Here is an 18,525-nt window from a genome sequence, read left to right on the forward strand (position 1 = left end):
GGCCGATGGCCATCTTCGAACGACCTTTCACAGGGGCTTCTCCATGGCACTCCAACTGCGCTCTCTCGTCCGTTCCAACGGCGACCTCGAACTCTCCCTGCACGACGACCCGATGCCCGAACCGCAGGCCCACGAGGTGGTGATCCGCGTCGAGGCGGCACCGATGAACCCGTCGGACCTGGGCCTGCTCTTCGGCGCCGCCGACATGACGACCGCGGTGGCCTCCGGCACGGCCGATCGCCCCGTCGTCACGGCCATGGTGCCCGAGCGCGCGCGCGCCTCGATGGCGGCGCGGCTCGACCAGTCGATGCCGGTGGGCAACGAGGGTGCGGGCGTGGTGGTCAAGGCCGGTTCGTCGCCGGCTGCCCAAGCGCTGATGGGCAAGACCGTGGCGGCCATCGGTGGTGCGATGTATTCGCAGTACCGCTGCCTCGCCGCTGCGCAGTGCCTGGAGCTGCCTGCGGATGCCACTCCTGCCGATGGCGCCTCGTGTTTCGTCAACCCGCTCACCTCGCTGAGCATGGTCGAGACCATGCGGATGGAAGGCCACAAGGCGCTGGTGCACACGGCAGCCGCGTCCAACCTCGGCCAGATGCTCAACAAGATCTGCCAGAAGGACGGCATCGACCTCGTCAACATCGTGCGCAAGCCCGAGCAGGAAGCGCTGCTGCGCGGCATCGGCGCGAAGTACGTCTGCAACGCGAGCTCGCCCGACTTTCTCGATCAACTGACCGACGCGCTGGTCGCCACCGGCGCCACGCTGGCCTTCGACGCGACGGGCGGCGGCAAGCTCGCCGGCCAGATCCTCGGTTGCATGGAAGCGGCGCTGAACCGCACCGCCAAGGAATACAGCCGCTACGGCTCGACCACGCACAAGCAGGTCTACATCTACGGCGGCCTGGACCGCAGCCCGACCGAGTTCGTGCGCAACTTCGGCATGGCCTGGGGCATGGGCGGCTGGCTGCTGTTCCCGTTCCTGCAGAAGCTGGGCGATGAAGGCACGCAGCGGCTGCGGGCGCGCGTGGTGGCAGAGTTGAAGACGACGTTTGCGAGTCACTACACGCGGGAGGTGTCGCTGGTCGAGGCGCTGCAGCTGGATGCGATCGGGGTGTATGGGAAGCAAGCTACCGGTGAGAAATTCCTGCTGAATCCGAACAAGGGCGTGGCGGCCTGATCGCTTGCCTGGGGTGAGCGGCTGTCGTGAGGTGATGGCCGCGGCCCTCACCCCAACCCTCTCCCCGAGGGGAGAGGGAGCAAGACCTCGGTGTCGCTGACGGCCTTCCTGCGCACCTCTTGCTCGCTTGTACCCGTCTTGTCCCCTCTCCCCTCGGGGAGAGGGTTAGGGTGAGGGCATGTGCCGCCGACAAAGCGCGGCCTCCCCACTAGACGACGAGTCGGTACCCCACCGCCGTCTCCGTCAACAGATGCTTCGGCTGCGCCGGATCGGCCTCCAGCTTCTGCCGCAGATGTCCCATGTAGATGCGCAGGTAGTGGCTCTGGTCCGTGTGCGACGGGCCCCACACCTCGCGCAGCAACTGCCGCTGCGTCAGCACGCGGCCGGCGTTGGCCACCAGCACGCAGAGCAATCGGTACTCGGTCGGTGTGAGGTGCACCTCGGCGCCGGCGCGGCGCACGATGCGTGCGGCGCGGTCCAGCTCGATCTCGCCGAAGCGGAACACGGCTTCGGCGGCCGGTTCATCGCCGTTGCCGCTCGCGGCGCGCGGGCGGCGCAGGTTGGCGCGCACACGGGCCAGCAGTTCGCCGGTGCCGAAGGGCTTGGTGAGGTAGTCGTCGGCGCCGGCGTCGAGTGCGGCGATCTTGTCGGCTTCGTCGGTGCGGGCCGAGAGCACGATGATCGGCACCTGTGACCAGCCGCGCACATCGCGGATCAGCGACACGCCGTCGCCGTCGGGCAGGCCCAGATCAAGCACCAGCAGATCGGGTTGCCGCGTGCCGGCGGCAGCAAGGCCGTCGCGCAAGGTGCCGGCTTCGTGCACCTGCCAGCCTTCGGCCTCAAGCGCGCCGCGCACGAAGCGGCGGATCTGCGGCTCATCTTCGATCACGATGGCGGTGGGGGATGGCATGGCGGGTTTCAGAGCTGGGCTTCAGCGGGTTCGGGGGGCTCGCGGCGCGGCAAGGTGACGGTGAATTCTGCACCGCCGTCGCGTGCATTCGCTGCGCTGATCTCCCCGCCGTGCGCGCTCACCACGGCACGGCAGATGGCCAGGCCGAGGCCGACGCCGGGCGTGGCGGATTCGGCCTCGCCGCGCGTGAACTTGTCGAACAGCGTCTGCTCGCGGCCATGCAGTGCGGCGGGCAGGCCGGGGCCATGGTCGCGCACGGTGAGCACCAGCGCGCCGGCCTCGGCGCGTGCGCCGACCTCGATGGGCGCGGCGCCGTACTTGGCGGCGTTCTCCAGCAGGTTGACGAGCACGCGCTCGATGAGCACGGCGTCGAACTCGACCAGCGGCAGCTCGGGGTCCCACGCGGTCTGCACCACCATGCCGCGCAGCGCGGGGCGCGCGGCGCGGATGGCGGCGCCCACCACCTCTTCGACCGACTGCCAGTCGCGCCGCAGGTTGACGGTGCCGCCGGCCACGCCGCTTTCGAGGCGCGCCATGTCGAGCAGGTTGCTGACCAGCGCATGCAGCGCGTGGGCCTGCACGACGATGGCGCGCGCGGCCTCGGTGTGTTCTTCGGGCGGCAGGGTCTGCAGCGATTCGGCCAGTGCGATGAGCGCGGTGAGCGGCGTGCGCACGTCGTGCGAGATGGCGCCGAGCAACGCGTTGCGCAGGCGCTCCGATTCCATCTCGACCACGGCGCGCTGCGCGACTTCGACGTAGTGCACACGCTCCAGCGCGATGGCGATCTGGCGCGCGAGCGTGTCCAGCTGCTGCGCCTGCTCGGGAATCAGCAGCCAGCGCGGACGGGCCGGGCACAGCGCGAGCACGCCGCGCACGCGCATCGGCGCGCGCAGCGGCACGTAGTGCCAGGGCTGGGCGGCGAGCGTGGCGGTGGCCAGGCCGGCGGGCTGGCCGTGGCGGAAAGCCCAGTCGGCCACCTGCGCATCGAAGCCGGGCGGCGGGTCGGCGGGGGGCACGAGCTGGTCGGCCGCGTCGGTGACCAGCACGCGCGCATGGCCGCCGAAATGGGCCTGCACGGCGGCGGCGCCGAGCGCGACGACCTGGGTGCTTTCGAGGGCGGCCGAGAGTTCGCGCGTGAGCTCGAACAGCGAGCGTGCGCGGCGTTCGCGGCTGGTCGACACGCCCGCCGCGAAGCGCAGCCCGGCCGTGAGCTGGCCCACCAGCAGGCCGACGCCGAGCATCACGGCGAAGGTCAGCAGGTACTGCACGTCGCTGACCGCGAAGGACAGGCGCGGCGCGACGAAGAAGTAGTCGAAGGCCGCCACGTTGAGCATCGCCGCGAGCGCCGACGGCCCGCGCCCGAAGCGCATCGCCACGCCCACCACGCCGAGCAGGAACAGCATGACGATGTTGGTGAGCTCCAGCACGCCGGTCAGCGGCGTGCACAGCAGCGTGAGCGCGATGCTGGAGGCAGCGGCCCACGCGTAGCCGGGCCAGCGCGATTGCGCGCGCTCGTCGTCTTCGTCGGCCTGCGTGGCGACCAGCGATGCTTGCGACAGGCGGCGTGCGCTGTCGGCGCGGCCGACTTCGAGGATGTCGAGCGCCGGTGCCCGTTGTGCCAGCGCGCGCGCCAGCGGCACCGCGGACGCACCCCACCAGCGCCGCCATCCGCGCACGGGCTCCGCGCGGCCGATGACCAGCGTCGCGCAGTTGAGGCGCCGCGCCTGCTCGGACAGTTGCTCGGCCACGTCGGCGCCGGTAAGCACGGCCGTGGCCGCGCCCAGTTCCTCGGCGAGCTTGAGCACGGCGAGGATGCGGTCGCGCTGCGCGGCATCGAGGCGCTGCAGCCGCGGCGTCTCGACATACGCGGCATGCCACCGCACGTTGAGCTGGCCCGCGAGCCGCGCGGCGGTGCGCACGGTCTGCGCCGCGCCCTCGTGCGGGCCGACGCAGGCCAGGATCGCGCCCGAGGTGTTCCAGGCCTGCAGCGCCGCGCCGCCCTGCCCGTTGCCGCCGGGGACCGACTGCTCGACGCGCCAGCCGCGCACGTCGTCTTCGACGTGCTCGGCGGTGCGGCGCAGGGCGATCTCGCGCAGCGCGATCAGGTTGCCCTTGCGGAAGAAGTTCTGTGCGGCGCGCTCGGCCTGCTGCGGCAGGTAGACCTTGCCGGCCGCGAGCCGCGCCGTGAGTTCGTCGGGCGTGACGTCGACCAGCACCACCTCGTCGGCCTCGTCGAGCACGCTGTCGGGCACGGTCTCGTGCACGCGCACGCCGGTGATGGCGCCGACGGTGCCGTTGAGGCTTTCGAGGTGCTGCACGTTGAGCGCCGACCACACCTCGATGCCCGCGGCCAGCAGCTCCTGCACGTCCTGCCAGCGCTTGGCGTGGCGCGAGCCGGGTGCGTTGGTGTGGGCCAGTTCGTCGACCAGCAGCACGGCGGGCTTGCGCGCCAGGGCGGCGTCTAAATCGAACTCGGCGAGCGTGCGGCCGCGATAAGGCAGCTCGCGCAGCGGCAGCGTGTCGAGCCCCGCGAGCAGCGCGGCCGTCTCGCTGCGGCCGTGCGTTTCGACCACGCCGATGAGCACGTCGCGTCCGGCCTCGCGCTCGCGCCGGGCGGCGCTGAGCATGGCCCAGGTCTTGCCCACGCCGGCGCTGGCGCCGAAGTAGATGCGCAGCTTGCCGCGCAGCGCGCGCGCCTCGTCGCTGCGCAGTTGCGCGAGCAGGGCGTCGGGGTCGGGGCGGGTCTCGGGCATGGGAAGGTGCAGGTTATCGCATCGGCCCGTTCTTGCGCCGCCGCGCATGCCGGCGCGCGGTGCGCGACAGCACCCACCAGGCAAAGCCCAGCGGCACGAACAGCGCCGCCATGGCCAGCAGCACGTGCAGCAGGTCAGAGACCATGGCGCAGGCCGCAGCGCGTGAGGTGATCGCGCCAGCTCATGAGCCGGCCGATCTCGCCCGAGGGCACGCATTCGATGAGCCGGTGCAGCACCTCAGCGTAGCGCGTGGTCGGAAAGCGGATCATCAGGCGCACGCAGGGCGCGTCGCTTTCCTGCGAGCTGCAGGCATGCAGCAGCGGCTCGCAGCGCACCACGCCGGCTTCGGCGCAGGCCGCAATGCTGCGGCGCACGCGCAGTGCGTCGGCGCAGCAGACGGTGACATCGAGCACGTGGAACTGCGTCGTGCGCGGCGCGATCGGACTTCGCACGACGCTGGGGTGGTCACGGTAAGCGGCATAGGCCATGGTTGTTTTCTCCTCAACGCACCGTCGAAGAAGCTTCAAGCGCCAGGTTCAGCGCCAGCACGTTGACGCGCGATTCGCCCAGCACGCCCCACAGCGGCTTCTGGGTGTTCTGCACGATCAGCGCATTCACCTGGTCGGGCGCCATGCCGCGTTCACGTGCCACACGGGCGGCCTGGTAGTGCGCGGCGGCGGGGCTGATGTCGGGGTCGAGCCCGCTGGCCGAGGCCGTGACGAGGTCCACGGGCACCGGCGCGGTGTTGCCCGCGTCAGCCGCGCGCAGCGCTTCGACGCGCGCCTTCACCGCATCGGCCAGCGCGGGGTTGAGCGGGCCCTGGTTGGAGCCGCCCGAGGCGCTGGCGTTGTAGGGCTGCGGCGCGGTGGCCGACGGGCGGCCCCAGAAGTGCTTCGGGTCGCTGAAGTTCTGGCCGATGAGCGCGGAGCCGACGGGCTTGCCGTCGCGCACGACGAGGCTGCCCGCCGCTTGCGATGGGAACAGCGACTGCGCGGCGCCTGTGACAGCCGCCGGGTAGATCAGGCCGGTGAGCGCGCTCAGCAGTGCGAAAAGCACGAGTGCGGGGCGAAAAATGCCACCGTTGTTGTTGGCGTTGGTGTTGTGGCTTGTCATGGTGAAGAACTCCTCAGACGAGATGGACGGCCACGAGCAGCCAGTCGATCAACTTGATGCCGATGAAAGGAACGAGCAGACCGCCCAGGCCGTAGATGGCGAGGTTGCGGCGCAGCAGCGCAGCGGCGCCCACCGGCCGGTAGCGCACACCCTTGAGCGCGAGCGGAATCAGGAACACGATGACGAGCGCGTTGAAGATCACCGCCGACAGAATGGCCGACGACGGGCTCGCAAGCCGCATCACGTTGAGCGCACCCAGCTGCGGATACGTCGACACGAAGATCGCCGGAATGATCGCGAAGTACTTCGCCACGTCGTTCGCGATCGAGAAGGTGGTGAGCGAGCCGCGCGTCATGAGCAGCGCCTTGCCGGTCTCCACCACCTCGAGCAGCTTGGTCGGGTTGGAGTCGAGGTCGACCATGTTGCCGGCCTCTTTCGCGGCCTGCGTGCCGCTGCCCATGGCCACGGCCACGTCGGCCTGCGCGAGCGCGGGGGCGTCGTTGGTGCCGTCACCGGTCATCGCGACCAGGCGGCCTTCGGCCTGGTACTTGCGGATGAGCGCAAGCTTGTCTTCGGGCGTGGCCTCGGCCAGGAAGTCGTCCACGCCGGCCTCGGCCGCGATGGCGGCGGCCGTGAGCTTGTTGTCGCCCGTGATCATCACGGTCTTGATGCCCATGCGGCGCAGCTCGGCAAAGCGCTCCTTGATGCCGGTCTTGACGATGTCCTTGAGTTCGACCACGCCGAGCACGCGGTTGCCTTCGGCCACGGCCAGCGGCGTGCTGCCGCGGCGTGCCGTTTCTTCGGCGGCACGCAGCATCTCGGCCGGCATGGTGCCGCCGAACGATTCGACATGGCGGCGCACCGCATCGACCGCGCCCTTGCGCAGCACGATGACGTCGGTGTCCAGGCTGTGGGGCGCGGCCGGCAGGTCGACACCGCTCATGCGGGTCTGCGCGGTGAAGGGCACATAGCGCAGCACGTCGATTGCAGCGGCTTCGAGCCCATCGCGGCGTGCCAGCTCGACGATGCTGCGGCCTTCGGGCGTTTCATCGGCCAGCGAGGCGAGCATGGCGGCGCGCGCGAGGCGGCCCTTCGGCACGCCCGGTGCGGGCAGGAAGGCGCTGGCCTGGCGGTTGCCGTGCGTGATGGTGCCGGTCTTGTCGAGCAGCAGCACGTCGACGTCGCCGGCGGCTTCCACCGCGCGGCCCGAGGTGGCGATCACGTTGGCCTGCATCATGCGGCTCATGCCGGCCACGCCCACGGCCGAGAGCAGGCCGCCGATGGTGGTCGGAATCAGGCACACGAGCAGCGCGACCAGCGCGGTGAGCGACACCACGGTGCCCGCGCCCGCGGCCTCGACGCTGAACACCGAGAACGGCAGCAGCGTGACGGTGACCATGAGGAACACGATCGTCAGTGCGACCAGCAGGATGGTCAGCGCGATCTCGTTCGGCGTCTTGTGGCGCTTGGCCGCCTCGACCATGCCGATCATGCGGTCCAGGAACGACTCGCCCGGGTTCACCGAGATGCGCACCACCAGCCAGTCGGACAGCACGCGGGTGCCGCCGGTGACGGCCGAGAAGTCACCGCCCGATTCGCGCACCACAGGCGCCGATTCGCCGGTGATGGCGCTTTCATCGACCGAGGCCACGCCTTCGATGACCTCGCCGTCGAGCGGAATCACGTCGCCGGCTTCGACCAGCACGACGTCGCCCTTGCGCAGGTTGGGCGCCTGCTCGGGAAGCCACGGCGCGCCATGGTGCGGCTGTTGCTGGTCCTTCAGCTTCTTGGCCCAGGTGTCCTTGCGCAGGCCGCGCAGCGACGCCGCCTGCGCCTTGCTGCGGCCTTCGGCCAGCGCTTCGGCGAAGTTGGCGAACAGCACGGTGAACCACAGCCACACGGTCACGGCCAGCACGAAGGCGGGCTGCATGCCGGTGTCGCCCGGAAAGCTCAGCGCATGCACCCAGAGCAGCGTCGTGAGGATGCTCCCGATGTAGACGATGAACATCACCGGGTTGCGCCACTGGGTGCGCGGGTTCAGCTTGGCGAAGGCGCCCCACAGCGCGGGCTTCACGAGCGCCGCGTCGAACAGCGAGAGAGAGGTTTTGGTTTTGGCAGTCATGGTGCGCTCCTTCTTATTTCCAGAGCACGAGGTGTTCGACGATCGGCCCGAGGGCCAGTGCCGGCACGTAGTTGAGCAAGCCGACCAGCAGCACGGTGCCGATCAGCAGGAAGACGAACAGCGGGCCGTGCGTGGGCAGCGTGCCGCTGGTGACGGGCAGGCGCTTCTTGGCGGCCAGCGCGCCAGCAATGGCGAGCACCGGCACGATCATCGCGAAGCGGCCGAGCCACATCGCCAGGCCGAGCAGGCCGTTGTAGAACGGTGTGTTGGCCGACAGACCGGCGAAGGCGCTGCCGTTGTTGTTGGCGGCCGAGGTCAGCGCGTACAACACCTCGGAGAAGCCGTGCGCGCCGGGGTTGGCAATGCCGACCTTGCCCGCACCCGCGCTCACCGCCAGCGCGGTGCCCGCCAGCACCAACACTGGCGTGACCAGGATGGCGATGGAGATCAGCTTCATCTCGCGCACCTCGATCTTCTTGCCGAGGTACTCGGGCGTGCGGCCGATCATCAGGCCCGCGATGAACACCGCGAGCATGGCGAACACCAGCATGCCGTACAGGCCGCTGCCGACACCGCCGAAGACGACCTCGCCCAGCTGCATCAGCACCAGGGGGACCATGCCGCCGATGGGCGTGAGCGAGTCGTGCATGGCGTTCACCGCACCGCACGAAGCGGCGGTGGTCACGGCGGCAAAGAGGGCCGAGGCGTCGATGCCGAAGCGCACTTCCTTGCCTTCCATGTTGCCGCCGCTTTGCAGCGCACTGGCCATCTGGTCCACGCCCAGTGGGCCCAGCAGCGGGTTGCCGGCCTGCTCGGCGGGCGTGACGACCAGCACCGCCACCACGAACAGCACCGTCATCGCCGCAAGCACAGCCCAGCCCTGGCGCAGGTCGCCGACCACGCGGCCGAAGGCGAAACACAGCGCCGCCGGGATCAGGAAGATCGCCAGCATCTCCAGCAGGTTGCTGAATGCCGTCGGGTTCTCGTAGGGATGCGCCGAGTTGGCGTTAAAGAAGCCGCCACCGTTGGTGCCGAGCATCTTGATCGCCTCTTGTGAAGCGACCGGGCCCATGGCGAGCGTCTGCGTGGGGGTGCTGGCGTCTTCCATCACAGGGGCGCCCTTGTCGTCCTTCAACGGCTGGCCGTCGGGGCCGTTCTTCGGTTGCTGGAAGGCCGTGGCCTCGAGCGTCTGCACGCTCTTGTAGGCGTCGAAGTTCTGGATCACGCCCTGCCCCGCGAGGCACAGCGCGAGCACGAACGAGATCGGCAGCAGCACCCACAGCGTGACACGCGTGACGTCGGCCCAGAAGTTTCCGACCAGGCCCTTGCCCTCACGCCCTTCCCCGCGGCGCGCAAAGCCGCGCACCAGCGCGAAGGCCACCGCGATGCCGGTGGCGGCAGAGAAAAAGTTCTGCACCGCCAGGCCGAGCATCTGCGTGAGATAGCTCATGGTCGACTCGCCGCCGTAGCCCTGCCAGTTGGTGTTGGCAACGAAGCTCACCGCCGTGTTGAAGGCCGAGTCGGGCGACACCGCGCCCATGCCGGCCGGATTGAACGGCAGCCCGCCCTGCAGGCGTTGCAGCGCATAGAGAAAGAGTGCGCCGATGGCGTTGAAGGCCAGCAGCGCCAGCGCGTAGCGCAGCCAGTGCATCGACTGCTCGGGCTTCGTGCCCGCGAGCCGGTAGAGCGGTGCTTCGATGCGCTGCATCCAGCGCGGCACGCGCTCGCCGCACAGCGCGGCCAGCAGCTTGCCCAGCGGCCAGGCCAGCACCAGCAGTGCGCCGAGAAAAAGGGCCAGCAAGACCCAGGCCGAGGTTTCCATGTCAGAACTCCTCGGCGCAGATCAGCGCGAACACCAGGTACGCGAACAGGACCACGGCGACCAGCGCACCGAAGCCATACAGCACTTCGAGGCCGATCACGATGCGTCTCCCTGCGTGCGTGTCGTATCAACGCTCGCGTTCGGCTTCTGCGGCCCTTCGAGCCGGTTCAGCCCGACGACCAGGGCCGCCACCACGGCCCACAGCGCCAGCAAGGCGCCCATCCAGACGATGTCCATTCATCACTCCTGCAAACAAGACGGGATGAGTCTCGGCAGGCGTGCGTAAAACCGGGGGAAAGAGTGAGCGGGCAGCCGTAAAGAAAACGTAAAAACGCAGGCAACGCAGAAGGCGACCGGTGGTCGCCTGCCAAGTTGTTGCCGCCGCCAGGTGGAATCGACAACAATCCCTGAAAACGAGAGCGCAGGAAAAAAAGCGCAAACCAAAGAGGGTGCGGGCCGAAACAGTGATCGATCGGGCCCGCAAAAAAGTGCAAACCACAGAGGAGAAGAAATGAAACTGAAGCGTGTCTTTCAGGCGGCTGCGGCTGGCCTTTCGTTCCTGATGATCGCCGCGTGCGGCGGCGGAGGGGGTGGCGGGGGAGGAGGTGGTGGCGGTTTTCCGGTCGGCATCGCACCCGTCGCTCCCCCTGTGAACTATGTCAGCGGGCTGTCCATCCGCATCAACCAGCCGGCCAGCATCGACAAGACGGTCTACGAAGGGCAGATGATCCCAAGCGCCCTGGTGTCCGGCACGCTGTCGGGCGATGTGAATCTGCTCAGCGGCAAGGTGCTGGTACTGCTTGTCGTGATGCCCGATCCGCTGTTCGAAGAGAAGCCCGTCATCACCGTCAATGCCGCGGCACAGTCGGCTTCGCTGAGCATGACCGGCAAGATGGCACCCGACGGCCCCAAGACCTACAAGGGCAGCATGACGATCAAGGCCTGCCTGGACACGGCATGCCAGTCGGAAATCCGGGTCGAGAATCCGCAGATTCCGTATGCGATCACCGTCAAGGCCGGGCTGGGCCTGGGCAGCAAAAACGTCGACTTCGTCACCCCCTTCGGCGCCGCCGTGGCGCCTGTGACGGTTCCGGTCACGCTGCCTGCGGGCGCCGTCTCCTGGGCCGTCGCGCCGGCGATCGGGTCGACCGATATCTTCAAGGTCGAGAAGGCGGGCGATGGCTCGGCGAACCTCGTGGTCTCGCTGCCGGCGCTGCTGCCGAGCGCCTCGTCGTACAAGGCCAGCTTCAACGTGAGCGCCACCACTTCGGATGAGCAGACACTGTCCAGGCTGCTCGAGGTGAGCGTGCTGACCAACCCCTCCAGCGCGCCCTACGCCCTGTCCAGGCCGGAAGCGTACTTCGTGGTCAAGCAAGGAACGTCCACCCTGGCGCCCGCACAGGACGGCGCGGTCTTCTTCCCGGGCGACACCAGCGACAAGATGCGCTACATGGGCACGGTGATGAACACACCGCCCGGCGTGGACACCAGCATGTACCCAGGACCGAACCTGTGGCTCTATGACTACTACTACAACGAAGCGGGCTTGCCCCGGTACGCGACGAAGAGCTACAGCTGGAGTACGCAGGTGCAGGCCTGCTACAACGACCGATGCCTGGTGCCCGGACGCTACAGCGCACAGGTTCAGTTCCGCTACACCCCGGACGGAGGCCCTGCCTATGACATCTACTACCCGGTGGTCATGGACGTGGTGCCCTGATTCGGGCGGGCGAGAGGCTCAGTGCGCCATCCAACGCCCGTCGCCACGCCGGCTGAGGACGTAGCCGGCGCGGGCGGCGCGCCGCTGTCTCACGGCCAGCCGTGTGGGCGCACATGGTTCGACCACGTCAATCGCTGCCAGCGTTCTTCTTCTGAACGAAGTCCACCAGATCCTGGCGGCCGGGCGCCCAGAAGCTCAGCACCGATCCGGGTGTTTCGCCCAGATTGGTAATGTTGTGGGCGACGTTCGGCGCAATATGCACCGCTTGGCCCGTTTCGATGACCAACGTCTCTGCCCCGTTCTTCACCTCGAAGCGTCCCTGCAACGCGTAGTTGATTTCCTCTTGTGCGTGCGCGTGGACCGCTGCTGCCGCATGGGGATCGAAATCGATGCGAGAGACGGTGGACCCGGCCTGATGGCTCAGGAATTCGATGGTGACCTCGTCTGTCAGGTGCAGCAGATTCATGGGGACTCCGTTGGAGATGTCGGTCGAATGACGGTCGCGTCGGAAATGACGGCACGTGCCCGGTCGATGCGCTCGTAGCTGTTGTGTTCGAAGTCTTCAAACGCGGTCTGGACAGCGGCAAAGCTCACCATGCGCGAACCGCGCAGGCCTTCCACCAGCTTGATGAGGCTGGGAAAGCCCGCGCTGTGGCAGCCGGGGCAGGCATCCTGAAAACAAAACAACAGCTTGAACGCGCCGGGGCATGTGCGACAGACCGAAATGCGAAAGCGGCTGGCCTGCGGCATCGACCCATTGGGTCACGCCCAGTTCCGGCGCCGCCTGGCCGAGGATGCCGGGTTGACGAGGGTCTAAATCAGTCTGCACGGAATGCTCCTTGAGTCGCTGGATCTTGGGGGAGCGTCAAAGCCCGAACGGCCGTCAGCCGGTCGGTGCGGATGGCACACACCTACTGAGTTCGGTCCAGACATCCAAAGGGTTACACCGGCAGCGCGCAGACCGGGCTGCCGCGCGCCCACGCGGGGGCCGCCCTCTACGGGCTGTCGATGTCAGCGGGTGCTGCTTATGCCGATCCCGGCAAGCGCCAGTCGGGACGTGCGAAGTGGCAGGTATAGCCGCCCGGGTAGTGCTCCAGGTAGTCCTGGTGTTCCGGCTCGGCCTGCCAGAAGGGGCCCGCCGCCTTGACTTCGCTCGTCACCGTGCCCGGCCACAGCCCCGAAGCATTCACGTCGGCGATGGTGTCCTGCGCCACCTGCAACTGTTCGGGCGAGGTGTAGTAGATGCCAGAGCGGTAGGAGGCGCCCCGGTCATTGCCCTGGCGGTTGGGGGTCGTGGGGTCATGGATCTGGAAGAAGAATTCCAGCAATTTCCGATAGCTCAGGACCGCGGGGTCGAACACGATTTCAATGGCTTCCGCGTGGGTGCCGTGGTTGCGGTACGTGGCGTTGGGTACATCGCCGCCGCTGTACCCGACCCGGGTAGAAACCACGCCCGGCATCTTGCGGATGAGATCCTGCATCCCCCAGAAGCAGCCGCCGGCCAGGATTGCAGTGTCGTGGTGAGTCATCTATTTCTCCAGTGGTTGCCCGCGCTTTGCACACAGGGTTCCGGATGGGGCGTGTCGGAACAAGACAAGAGATGGGGGCAACTTGGCGTGCGTCAAGCACTCCGTTCGAGCTGCCACGCCTGGTACTTCAGGCTGACCACCGCACCGGCCACGATGCCCGCGATGGCCGGCACGCTCGCGATGCTCAGCGTCGACAACGCACTCAGGCCCTGCCCGATGGTGCAGCCCATGGCCGTGACGCCGCCGATGCCCATGAGCACGGCGCCCGTCGCGTGATGGGCAAGATCACCGGTGCCGCCGAAACCTTCCCAGCGGAATTCGCGCGACCACAGCGCATGCAGTGCAGCGCCGACCACCACGCCTGCGACCGACACGATGCCGAGCGTGAGCCGCTTGTTGACGTCGCTGTAGAACATGAGCCAGTCGAGCGCGTAGGCCACCGGCGTGACGAAGCTCAGCGCTTCGGCGCGGCCGGAGTTGGTGGCGAGGAACACATGCTCGAGCGTGAGCGGATGCTCCTCGACCACCGCCCAATGGCCGCTGAGCCACCACGCGCCGACGACCAGCGCGCCGATCAGCATGCCGCCGACAAGGCTGCGCACGTCGCGCGTCTCGCGGCCCCACGCGGCCCACACGAGCAGCGCGCCGCCGAGCACGAGGCCGAGCGCGAGGCGCAGCGACGCTGCGTTGAGTTGGAAGGAGGCGGCCAGCACGTCAGGCAATGATGCATTCACGGCCAGGTCCACATGCACCGCATCGACAGTCGCAACACGCAGCACCGCGGTGATGCCCTTCAGCGTGGCGAAGGCCGACACGCCCATGAGCACCAGCACCACCAGCGCCTTGAGGTTGCCGCCGCCCAGGCGCACCAGCGTCTTGTTGCCGCAGCCCGAAGACAGCACCATGCCGACGCCGAACAGCAGGCCGCCGACCAGCGCCGAGAGCCAGAGGATCTGGTGCGAGGCGTAGAGCGTGCGGTCGGCATCGACGAGCCCCGCGGACACGAGCGCCGAGAAGCCGATGAGCGCGACGCCGCCGGCCGCGGCCCATTGCTTCACGCGGGTCCAGTCGCCGAGCGCCACCACGTCGCTGATCGCACCCATGGTGCAAAAGCGCGTGGCGCGCGCGACGGCGCCGAACACCGCCGACAGCACGAAGGCCGCCACGAGCGCGAGCGTGGTGAGAAGGGAAACCTGCTCGATGGACATGCCCCGATTCTAGGGAGCGCCCCACATGCGGGGCGCTCGATTCAGGCCAGGCCTGGGTTCGGTGCGATGTTCTTCAGCACGGGTTCGTCGAGCCGGCGCGTGGTCACGACCTTGCGCGATTTCAGCCACGGCTCGATGACTTCCCACACCGGCTTGTTGCCGGCGGTGCGCGCCTCTTCGCTCACGGGCGCCCAGCCCGCGACCTTGTAGCTGCGGCTGCCGTCGATGGGCTTGCCGCCCAGGCGCATGTCCTGGATGCGCTGGCCCATGGCGGCCGTCGGGTCGCAGGTGTACTGCAGCCCGCCCACGCGCACCATGTCGCCGCCCTGCTGGTAGTAGGGGTCGGGGTTGAAGAGGTTGTCGCACACGTCTTCGAGCACGGTCTTCAGCGTCTCGCCGGTCATCTGCGTGACGGTGGCGTACGAGTAGGTGGTGGCCGTCATGTCCATGAGCCACTCGCGCGTGATCGCCTGGCCGGGCAGCAGCGAGGTGCCCCAGCGGAAGCCGGGCGAGAAGGCGATGGGCGCGTCTTGGACTTCCATGAGCGCGTCGAGCAGCAGCTGGTCGCCGGTGCCGTTGAAGTTGCCACGCCGGTACAGCGCGCCGTCGGTGTGCGCGAGGGTTTCAGCAAGCTTGGCCTCGTAGGGCGCGCGCACGCGGGTGATGAGCGCGTCCATCTCCTTGTCGGCCGGAATCAGGTCGGAGAACACGGGCAGCAGGCGGTAGCGGAAGTCGCTCACCTTCTTGCCCTTGACGTCGAAGTCGATCACGCCGAGGAACTTGCCGTTGGAGCCGCCGTTGACCACGATGGTCTTGCCGCCCGCGTTGCTCACCAGTGTGGGCATGGGCGTGCCGTCGTGCGTGTGGCCGCCCAAGATGGCGTCGATGCCGGTGACGCGGCTGGCCATCTTGAGGTCGACGTCCATCCCGTTGTGCGACAGCACCACCACCACCTGCGCGCCCTTGCCGCGCGCCTCGTTCACCACGCGCTGCAGGTTGTCGTCCTGGATGCCGAAGGTCCAGTCGGCCACCATGTAGCGCGGGTTGGCGATGGGCGTGTAGGGAAAGGCCTGGCCGACGATGGCGCAGGGCACGCCGTTGATCTCGCGCATCACATAGGGCTTGAACACCGGGTCGCCGAAGTCGGCGGTCTTGACGTTCTGCGCCACGAACTCGACCTTGCCCGCAAAGTCTTTTTCGATGATCTGCTGCACCCGCGCCATGCCGTAGGTGAACTCCCAGTGACCGGTCATCACGTCGACGCCGAGCAGCTTGCAGGCGTCGACCATGTCCTGTGCATCGGTCCACAGCGAGGTGGCCGAGCCCTGCCAGGTGTCGCCGCCGTCGAGCAGCAGCGCGCCGGGGCGGCTGGCCTTGAGCTGCTTGACCAGCGTGGCCAGGTGCGCGAAGCCGCCCACCTTGCCGTAGCGCTGCGCGGCGTTGTCGAAGTCGAGGTAGGTGAGCGCGTGCGCCATGCGCGTGCCGGGCTTCACGCCGGCGGCTTTCAGCAGGTGCTCGCCCACGAGGTGCGGCACCTTGCCGCGCATGGGGCCGATGCCGATGTTGACGCCCGGTTCGCGGAAGTACAGCGGCTTGAGCTGCGCGTGGCAGTCGGTCATGTGCAGCATCGACACGTTGCCGAAGGCCGGCACGGTGTACATGCCGTCGAGGCCGGCAGCCACGCTGCTGCCGTGGCGGCTCACGCCCAGGCCGGCGACAGCGCCGGCACCGAGCATCTGGACGAACTCGCGCTTGGAAAGGTTCATGAAGAAGAAAGCCGAACGCTCAGCGGTTGACGGGAGACTGGGGGTCGAGCAGCAAGCCCATCACGTCGCGGATCTGCTTCTCGTTGAGGATGCCGGAATGGCCGACGCGCGGCATGTTCGAGCAGGCGTTGTAGGCGCGCGCGTTCCACAGCTTGCCCCAGGTGTATTCGACGATGGGCTTGGAAGCAGCGCTGGCCGGGTCGCTCACGCCGCGCAGCTTGCCGTAGTGGTACAGGCTCGGGCCGAGCGTGCCGAAGGAGATTTCTTCCTTCGACATCTGGTGGCAGTTGTAGCAATTGCCGCCGTTGGCCGCATTCGCGGCGTCGGTCCAGGTGAGGCCGCGGCCGTTCTGCGCGATCTTCTCGCCCTCGCGCCAGTCGCCGACGAACTTGCCGTCAGAAGGCCAGCGCACGGTCTTCATGTTGGCGGCCTCGATCTCCTTGGTGCGCTGGTCGTCCAGCGGCTTGCCGTTGGCCTCGGCTTCGCTGCACGCGAGGTTGGCCGGGTCTTGCACGAGGCGGTCGACCTTGGCGATGCCCTGGTCGCGGAAGGAGCGCTGCAGCGCGTCGGCGGTGAGCTTGTCGAGCTCGGCGGCGCTGTCGACGGACGCGCAACCGAACACGGTGAGCGCGCAGGCCACGGCGGCCAGGCCGAAGAAATGATCAGACTTCATGGCGTGGCTCCTTCAGCGCTTGATGCCGGGCGCGGTGGTCTTGCCGCCCTTGCCGTTGACGCCCATGTACACGGCCAGCGCCACGGTCACGTCGCTGGCGTAGCCCGGGTACGGAAAGCGCTGCTGGCGGAAGCAGTCGTTGAGACGGCGCTGCATGCCCCACAGCTCGCCCGACGACACGCGGTAGGCCGGCCAGGCACCGAAGCCTTCGCCCGCGCCAGGGTTCTTCGTGAGGTTGGGCAGATCTTGCAAACGGATGCGCTTGCCGTCGGCGCCGTGGCAGGTGGCGCACGCAAAGTCGTGCGGGCCCGCGCGCAGGAAGAACAGGCGCTTGCCCACTTCATACGCTCGGCGTTCGCTCGCGTGCGACTGCGGCAGGTTCAGCGGCAGGCCTTTCGATTCGGCCGAGATCCACGCCACCAGCCCCTCGAGGTTCTTCTGCTCGCCCTGGCCGAACGGCGTCTTGGCGATGGCGGCGGCGTCGAAGCCCTGCAAGGTTTCCATGCAGGTGAGCAAACGCGACTCCATGTCCTGCACGCGGCCGGTGTCGGGAAAGTAGCGCGGCAGTTCGGCGAACGCACCCTTCACCACGCCCGGGCCCTTGCCGAGGTCGCACTTCTCCATCGACGCGGCCTTGGGCCCGCGCTTCTGTTTCCAGAGGTCTTCGCCCTTGGCTTCGAACAGTTCGGCGGGGTTGCCGTCCTGCAGCAGCGCGCGGTACTCGGCGATGCCTTCGGCCGTGGTCTTCTGCGCCGCGGCGGGCAGCGCGATGCTGCCGGCCAGCACCAGCAGGCTCAGGCATGTGGTTGTCCTCATGGGGCCGCCTTTTTTTCTCGTGGGGAACACAACAACACGCGAGCGATCGATCAATCGATAGCCCGCGTGGTCGAAGAAAGCGTCAGCTGACGGTGGCTTCGTCGGTGCGAGTGTCGCCGCGGTTGTCCTTCCAGGTCACGGCGATCTTGTCGCCGGCCTTCGCGCCCTTCAGCGTGAACTGCATGAAGGGGTTCTTCGACACCGCCGGGCCCCAGTCGGCCGTGAGCACGGTCTTGCCGTTGAGCGAGGCCGTGACCTCCTGGATGAACCAGGCGGGAATCGTCTTGCCGGCGGCGTCCTTGCGCTGGCCGGTTTCCATTTCGTGCGCCATGAGGATGCGCACGGTCGTCTTGTCGCCCGCGGCCTGGGCGCGGATGCGCATGGGATCTGCCATGGTGGTCTCCTTCTTCTCGTCGTGTTCTTGTGTGTGAAGTCCGTCGCTCAGCCGCCGCAGCCGCCGAGCGTGACCTTGACTTCCTTCTTGGCGAAGAGCGCCTTGCCGTCGTTCATGACCGCGATCGCGTAAACGTCGGACGACTGGCCCAGCTTGGCGCGCGTGGTGAAGTTCGATTCGACGAACTCCGAGGTATTGAAGATCGCGACCACGGCGTTGGGGTTCTTCTCGACCAGCAGCATGAGCTGCTTCACGCCGGGCAAGGCGGTGGCCACGCTGAGCGGCACCACGGCGCCGTTCTCGGCGATGTCGGGGCCGGTGATGGTGACGTCCTTGCTCTCGGTGGGCGCGCCGGTCACGCCGACGGCCTTGAGCGCGTCGGCCACGCTCTTGGCGTCGAAGGCGTCTTTGGAGTACGCGAACGCGGTGGCGGGAAGCCAGCCGGCGGTGGCCGCCAGGCCTGCGAGGGCGGCGGACTGCGTGAGCATCTGTCTGCGGTTTTTCATGGGGTTGTCTCCTGTCGAA

Annotated in this window: 20 protein-coding genes; 2 read left to right on the plus strand and 18 right to left on the minus strand. The window is 68.1% G+C overall.

Features of this window, described 5'->3' with window-relative positions:
* The first annotated feature begins 43 nt into the window (after positions 1-43).
* Positions 44-1,174, plus strand: a complete 1,131-nt coding sequence (locus RZE79_RS28585) for a zinc-binding dehydrogenase (RefSeq protein WP_319357820.1) — start codon at positions 44-46, stop codon at positions 1,172-1,174.
* A 208-nt stretch (positions 1,175-1,382) separates the two neighbouring features.
* On the opposite strand, the gene kdpE is transcribed toward RZE79_RS28585, so the two are convergent.
* Genes kdpE through RZE79_RS28630 form a run of 9 tightly spaced genes read right to left on the minus strand, consistent with a single transcriptional unit; the run spans position 1,383 to position 10,131 of the window.
* Complete coding sequence (gene kdpE / locus RZE79_RS28590) at positions 1,383-2,084, minus strand: two-component system response regulator KdpE (RefSeq protein ID WP_192193987.1); 702 nt, start codon at positions 2,082-2,084, stop codon at positions 1,383-1,385.
* 8 nt (positions 2,085-2,092) lie between these two features.
* Entirely contained in the window at positions 2,093-4,837 is a 2,745-nt protein-coding gene (locus RZE79_RS28595) for a DUF4118 domain-containing protein (protein ID WP_319357821.1), read from the minus strand.
* 13 nt (positions 4,838-4,850) lie between these two features.
* A complete protein-coding gene (locus tag RZE79_RS28600; protein ID WP_265590126.1) occupies positions 4,851-4,982 on the minus strand; it encodes a hypothetical protein in 132 nt (43 codons plus the stop codon).
* On the minus strand, positions 4,972-5,325 hold the full coding sequence (locus RZE79_RS28605; RefSeq protein WP_153281704.1) for a hypothetical protein: 354 nt from the start codon (positions 5,323-5,325) through the stop codon (positions 4,972-4,974). Before RZE79_RS28605 ends, RZE79_RS28600 begins: the two co-directional genes overlap by 11 nt.
* A 13-nt stretch (positions 5,326-5,338) precedes the next feature.
* A complete protein-coding gene (gene kdpC, locus RZE79_RS28610) occupies positions 5,339-5,950 on the minus strand; it encodes a potassium-transporting ATPase subunit KdpC (RefSeq protein ID WP_153281703.1) in 612 nt (203 codons plus the stop codon).
* Between the two features lie 13 nt (positions 5,951-5,963).
* Complete coding sequence (gene kdpB, locus RZE79_RS28615; protein ID WP_319357822.1) at positions 5,964-8,072, minus strand: potassium-transporting ATPase subunit KdpB; 2,109 nt, start codon at positions 8,070-8,072, stop codon at positions 5,964-5,966.
* 13 nt (positions 8,073-8,085) lie between these two features.
* Positions 8,086-9,894, minus strand: coding sequence for a potassium-transporting ATPase subunit KdpA (gene kdpA / locus RZE79_RS28620; RefSeq protein WP_319357823.1), 1,809 nt, complete (start codon positions 9,892-9,894; stop codon positions 8,086-8,088).
* Between the two features lies 1 nt (position 9,895).
* Complete coding sequence (kdpF, locus tag RZE79_RS28625) at positions 9,896-9,994, minus strand: K(+)-transporting ATPase subunit F (protein ID WP_056576794.1); 99 nt, start codon at positions 9,992-9,994, stop codon at positions 9,896-9,898.
* Positions 9,991-10,131 carry a hypothetical protein gene (locus RZE79_RS28630; protein WP_319357824.1) on the minus strand — a complete coding sequence of 47 codons (141 nt, stop codon included), beginning with the start codon at positions 10,129-10,131 and terminating at the stop codon, positions 9,991-9,993. The genes kdpF and RZE79_RS28630 overlap by 4 nt, the downstream gene beginning before the upstream one ends.
* A gap of 274 nt (positions 10,132-10,405) precedes the next feature.
* Here RZE79_RS28630 and RZE79_RS28635 point away from each other — a divergent pair, with 274 nt between their 5' ends.
* Positions 10,406-11,614 (plus strand): hypothetical protein, encoded by a 1,209-nt coding sequence (locus RZE79_RS28635; protein WP_319357825.1) that lies wholly within the window; start codon positions 10,406-10,408, stop codon positions 11,612-11,614.
* A 127-nt stretch (positions 11,615-11,741) separates the two neighbouring features.
* Here the strand turns inward: RZE79_RS28635 and RZE79_RS28640 are convergent, their stop codons facing one another.
* The 9 genes from RZE79_RS28640 to soxY all read right to left on the minus strand — a co-directional run bounded on the left by RZE79_RS28640 (position 11,742) and on the right by soxY (position 18,506).
* Complete coding sequence (locus RZE79_RS28640; RefSeq protein WP_319357826.1) at positions 11,742-12,080, minus strand: cupin domain-containing protein; 339 nt, start codon at positions 12,078-12,080, stop codon at positions 11,742-11,744.
* Entirely contained in the window at positions 12,077-12,364 is a 288-nt protein-coding gene (locus RZE79_RS28645; protein ID WP_319357827.1) for a hypothetical protein, read from the minus strand. Before RZE79_RS28645 ends, RZE79_RS28640 begins: the two co-directional genes overlap by 4 nt.
* A 275-nt stretch (positions 12,365-12,639) precedes the next feature.
* Positions 12,640-13,143: a peptide-methionine (S)-S-oxide reductase MsrA gene (gene msrA / locus RZE79_RS28650; protein ID WP_319357828.1), complete on the minus strand. Its 504-nt coding sequence runs from the start codon at positions 13,141-13,143 to the stop codon at positions 12,640-12,642.
* A gap of 92 nt (positions 13,144-13,235) precedes the next feature.
* Positions 13,236-14,351 carry a YeeE/YedE family protein gene (locus RZE79_RS28655; protein WP_319357829.1) on the minus strand — a complete coding sequence of 372 codons (1,116 nt, stop codon included), beginning with the start codon at positions 14,349-14,351 and terminating at the stop codon, positions 13,236-13,238.
* 41 nt (positions 14,352-14,392) lie between these two features.
* A complete protein-coding gene (soxB, locus tag RZE79_RS28660) occupies positions 14,393-16,117 on the minus strand; it encodes a thiosulfohydrolase SoxB (protein ID WP_319357830.1) in 1,725 nt (574 codons plus the stop codon).
* Between the two features lie 19 nt (positions 16,118-16,136).
* The gene (soxX, locus tag RZE79_RS28665; protein WP_319357831.1) at positions 16,137-16,790 is read right to left on the minus strand and encodes a sulfur oxidation c-type cytochrome SoxX; all 654 of its coding nucleotides are present in this window, start codon (positions 16,788-16,790) and stop codon (positions 16,137-16,139) included.
* 12 nt (positions 16,791-16,802) lie between these two features.
* Complete coding sequence (soxA, locus tag RZE79_RS28670) at positions 16,803-17,606, minus strand: sulfur oxidation c-type cytochrome SoxA (RefSeq protein ID WP_101491416.1); 804 nt, start codon at positions 17,604-17,606, stop codon at positions 16,803-16,805.
* 82 nt (positions 17,607-17,688) lie between these two features.
* Positions 17,689-18,000, minus strand: coding sequence for a thiosulfate oxidation carrier complex protein SoxZ (gene soxZ / locus RZE79_RS28675; RefSeq protein WP_172438442.1), 312 nt, complete (start codon positions 17,998-18,000; stop codon positions 17,689-17,691).
* A gap of 47 nt (positions 18,001-18,047) precedes the next feature.
* Complete coding sequence (gene soxY, locus RZE79_RS28680; protein WP_095950317.1) at positions 18,048-18,506, minus strand: thiosulfate oxidation carrier protein SoxY; 459 nt, start codon at positions 18,504-18,506, stop codon at positions 18,048-18,050.
* Between the last annotated feature and the right edge of the window lie 19 nt (positions 18,507-18,525).

The sequence above is a fragment of the Variovorax sp. EBFNA2 genome, from assembly GCF_033802765.1.
GTDB lineage: Bacteria > Pseudomonadota > Gammaproteobacteria > Burkholderiales > Burkholderiaceae_C > Variovorax > Variovorax paradoxus_H.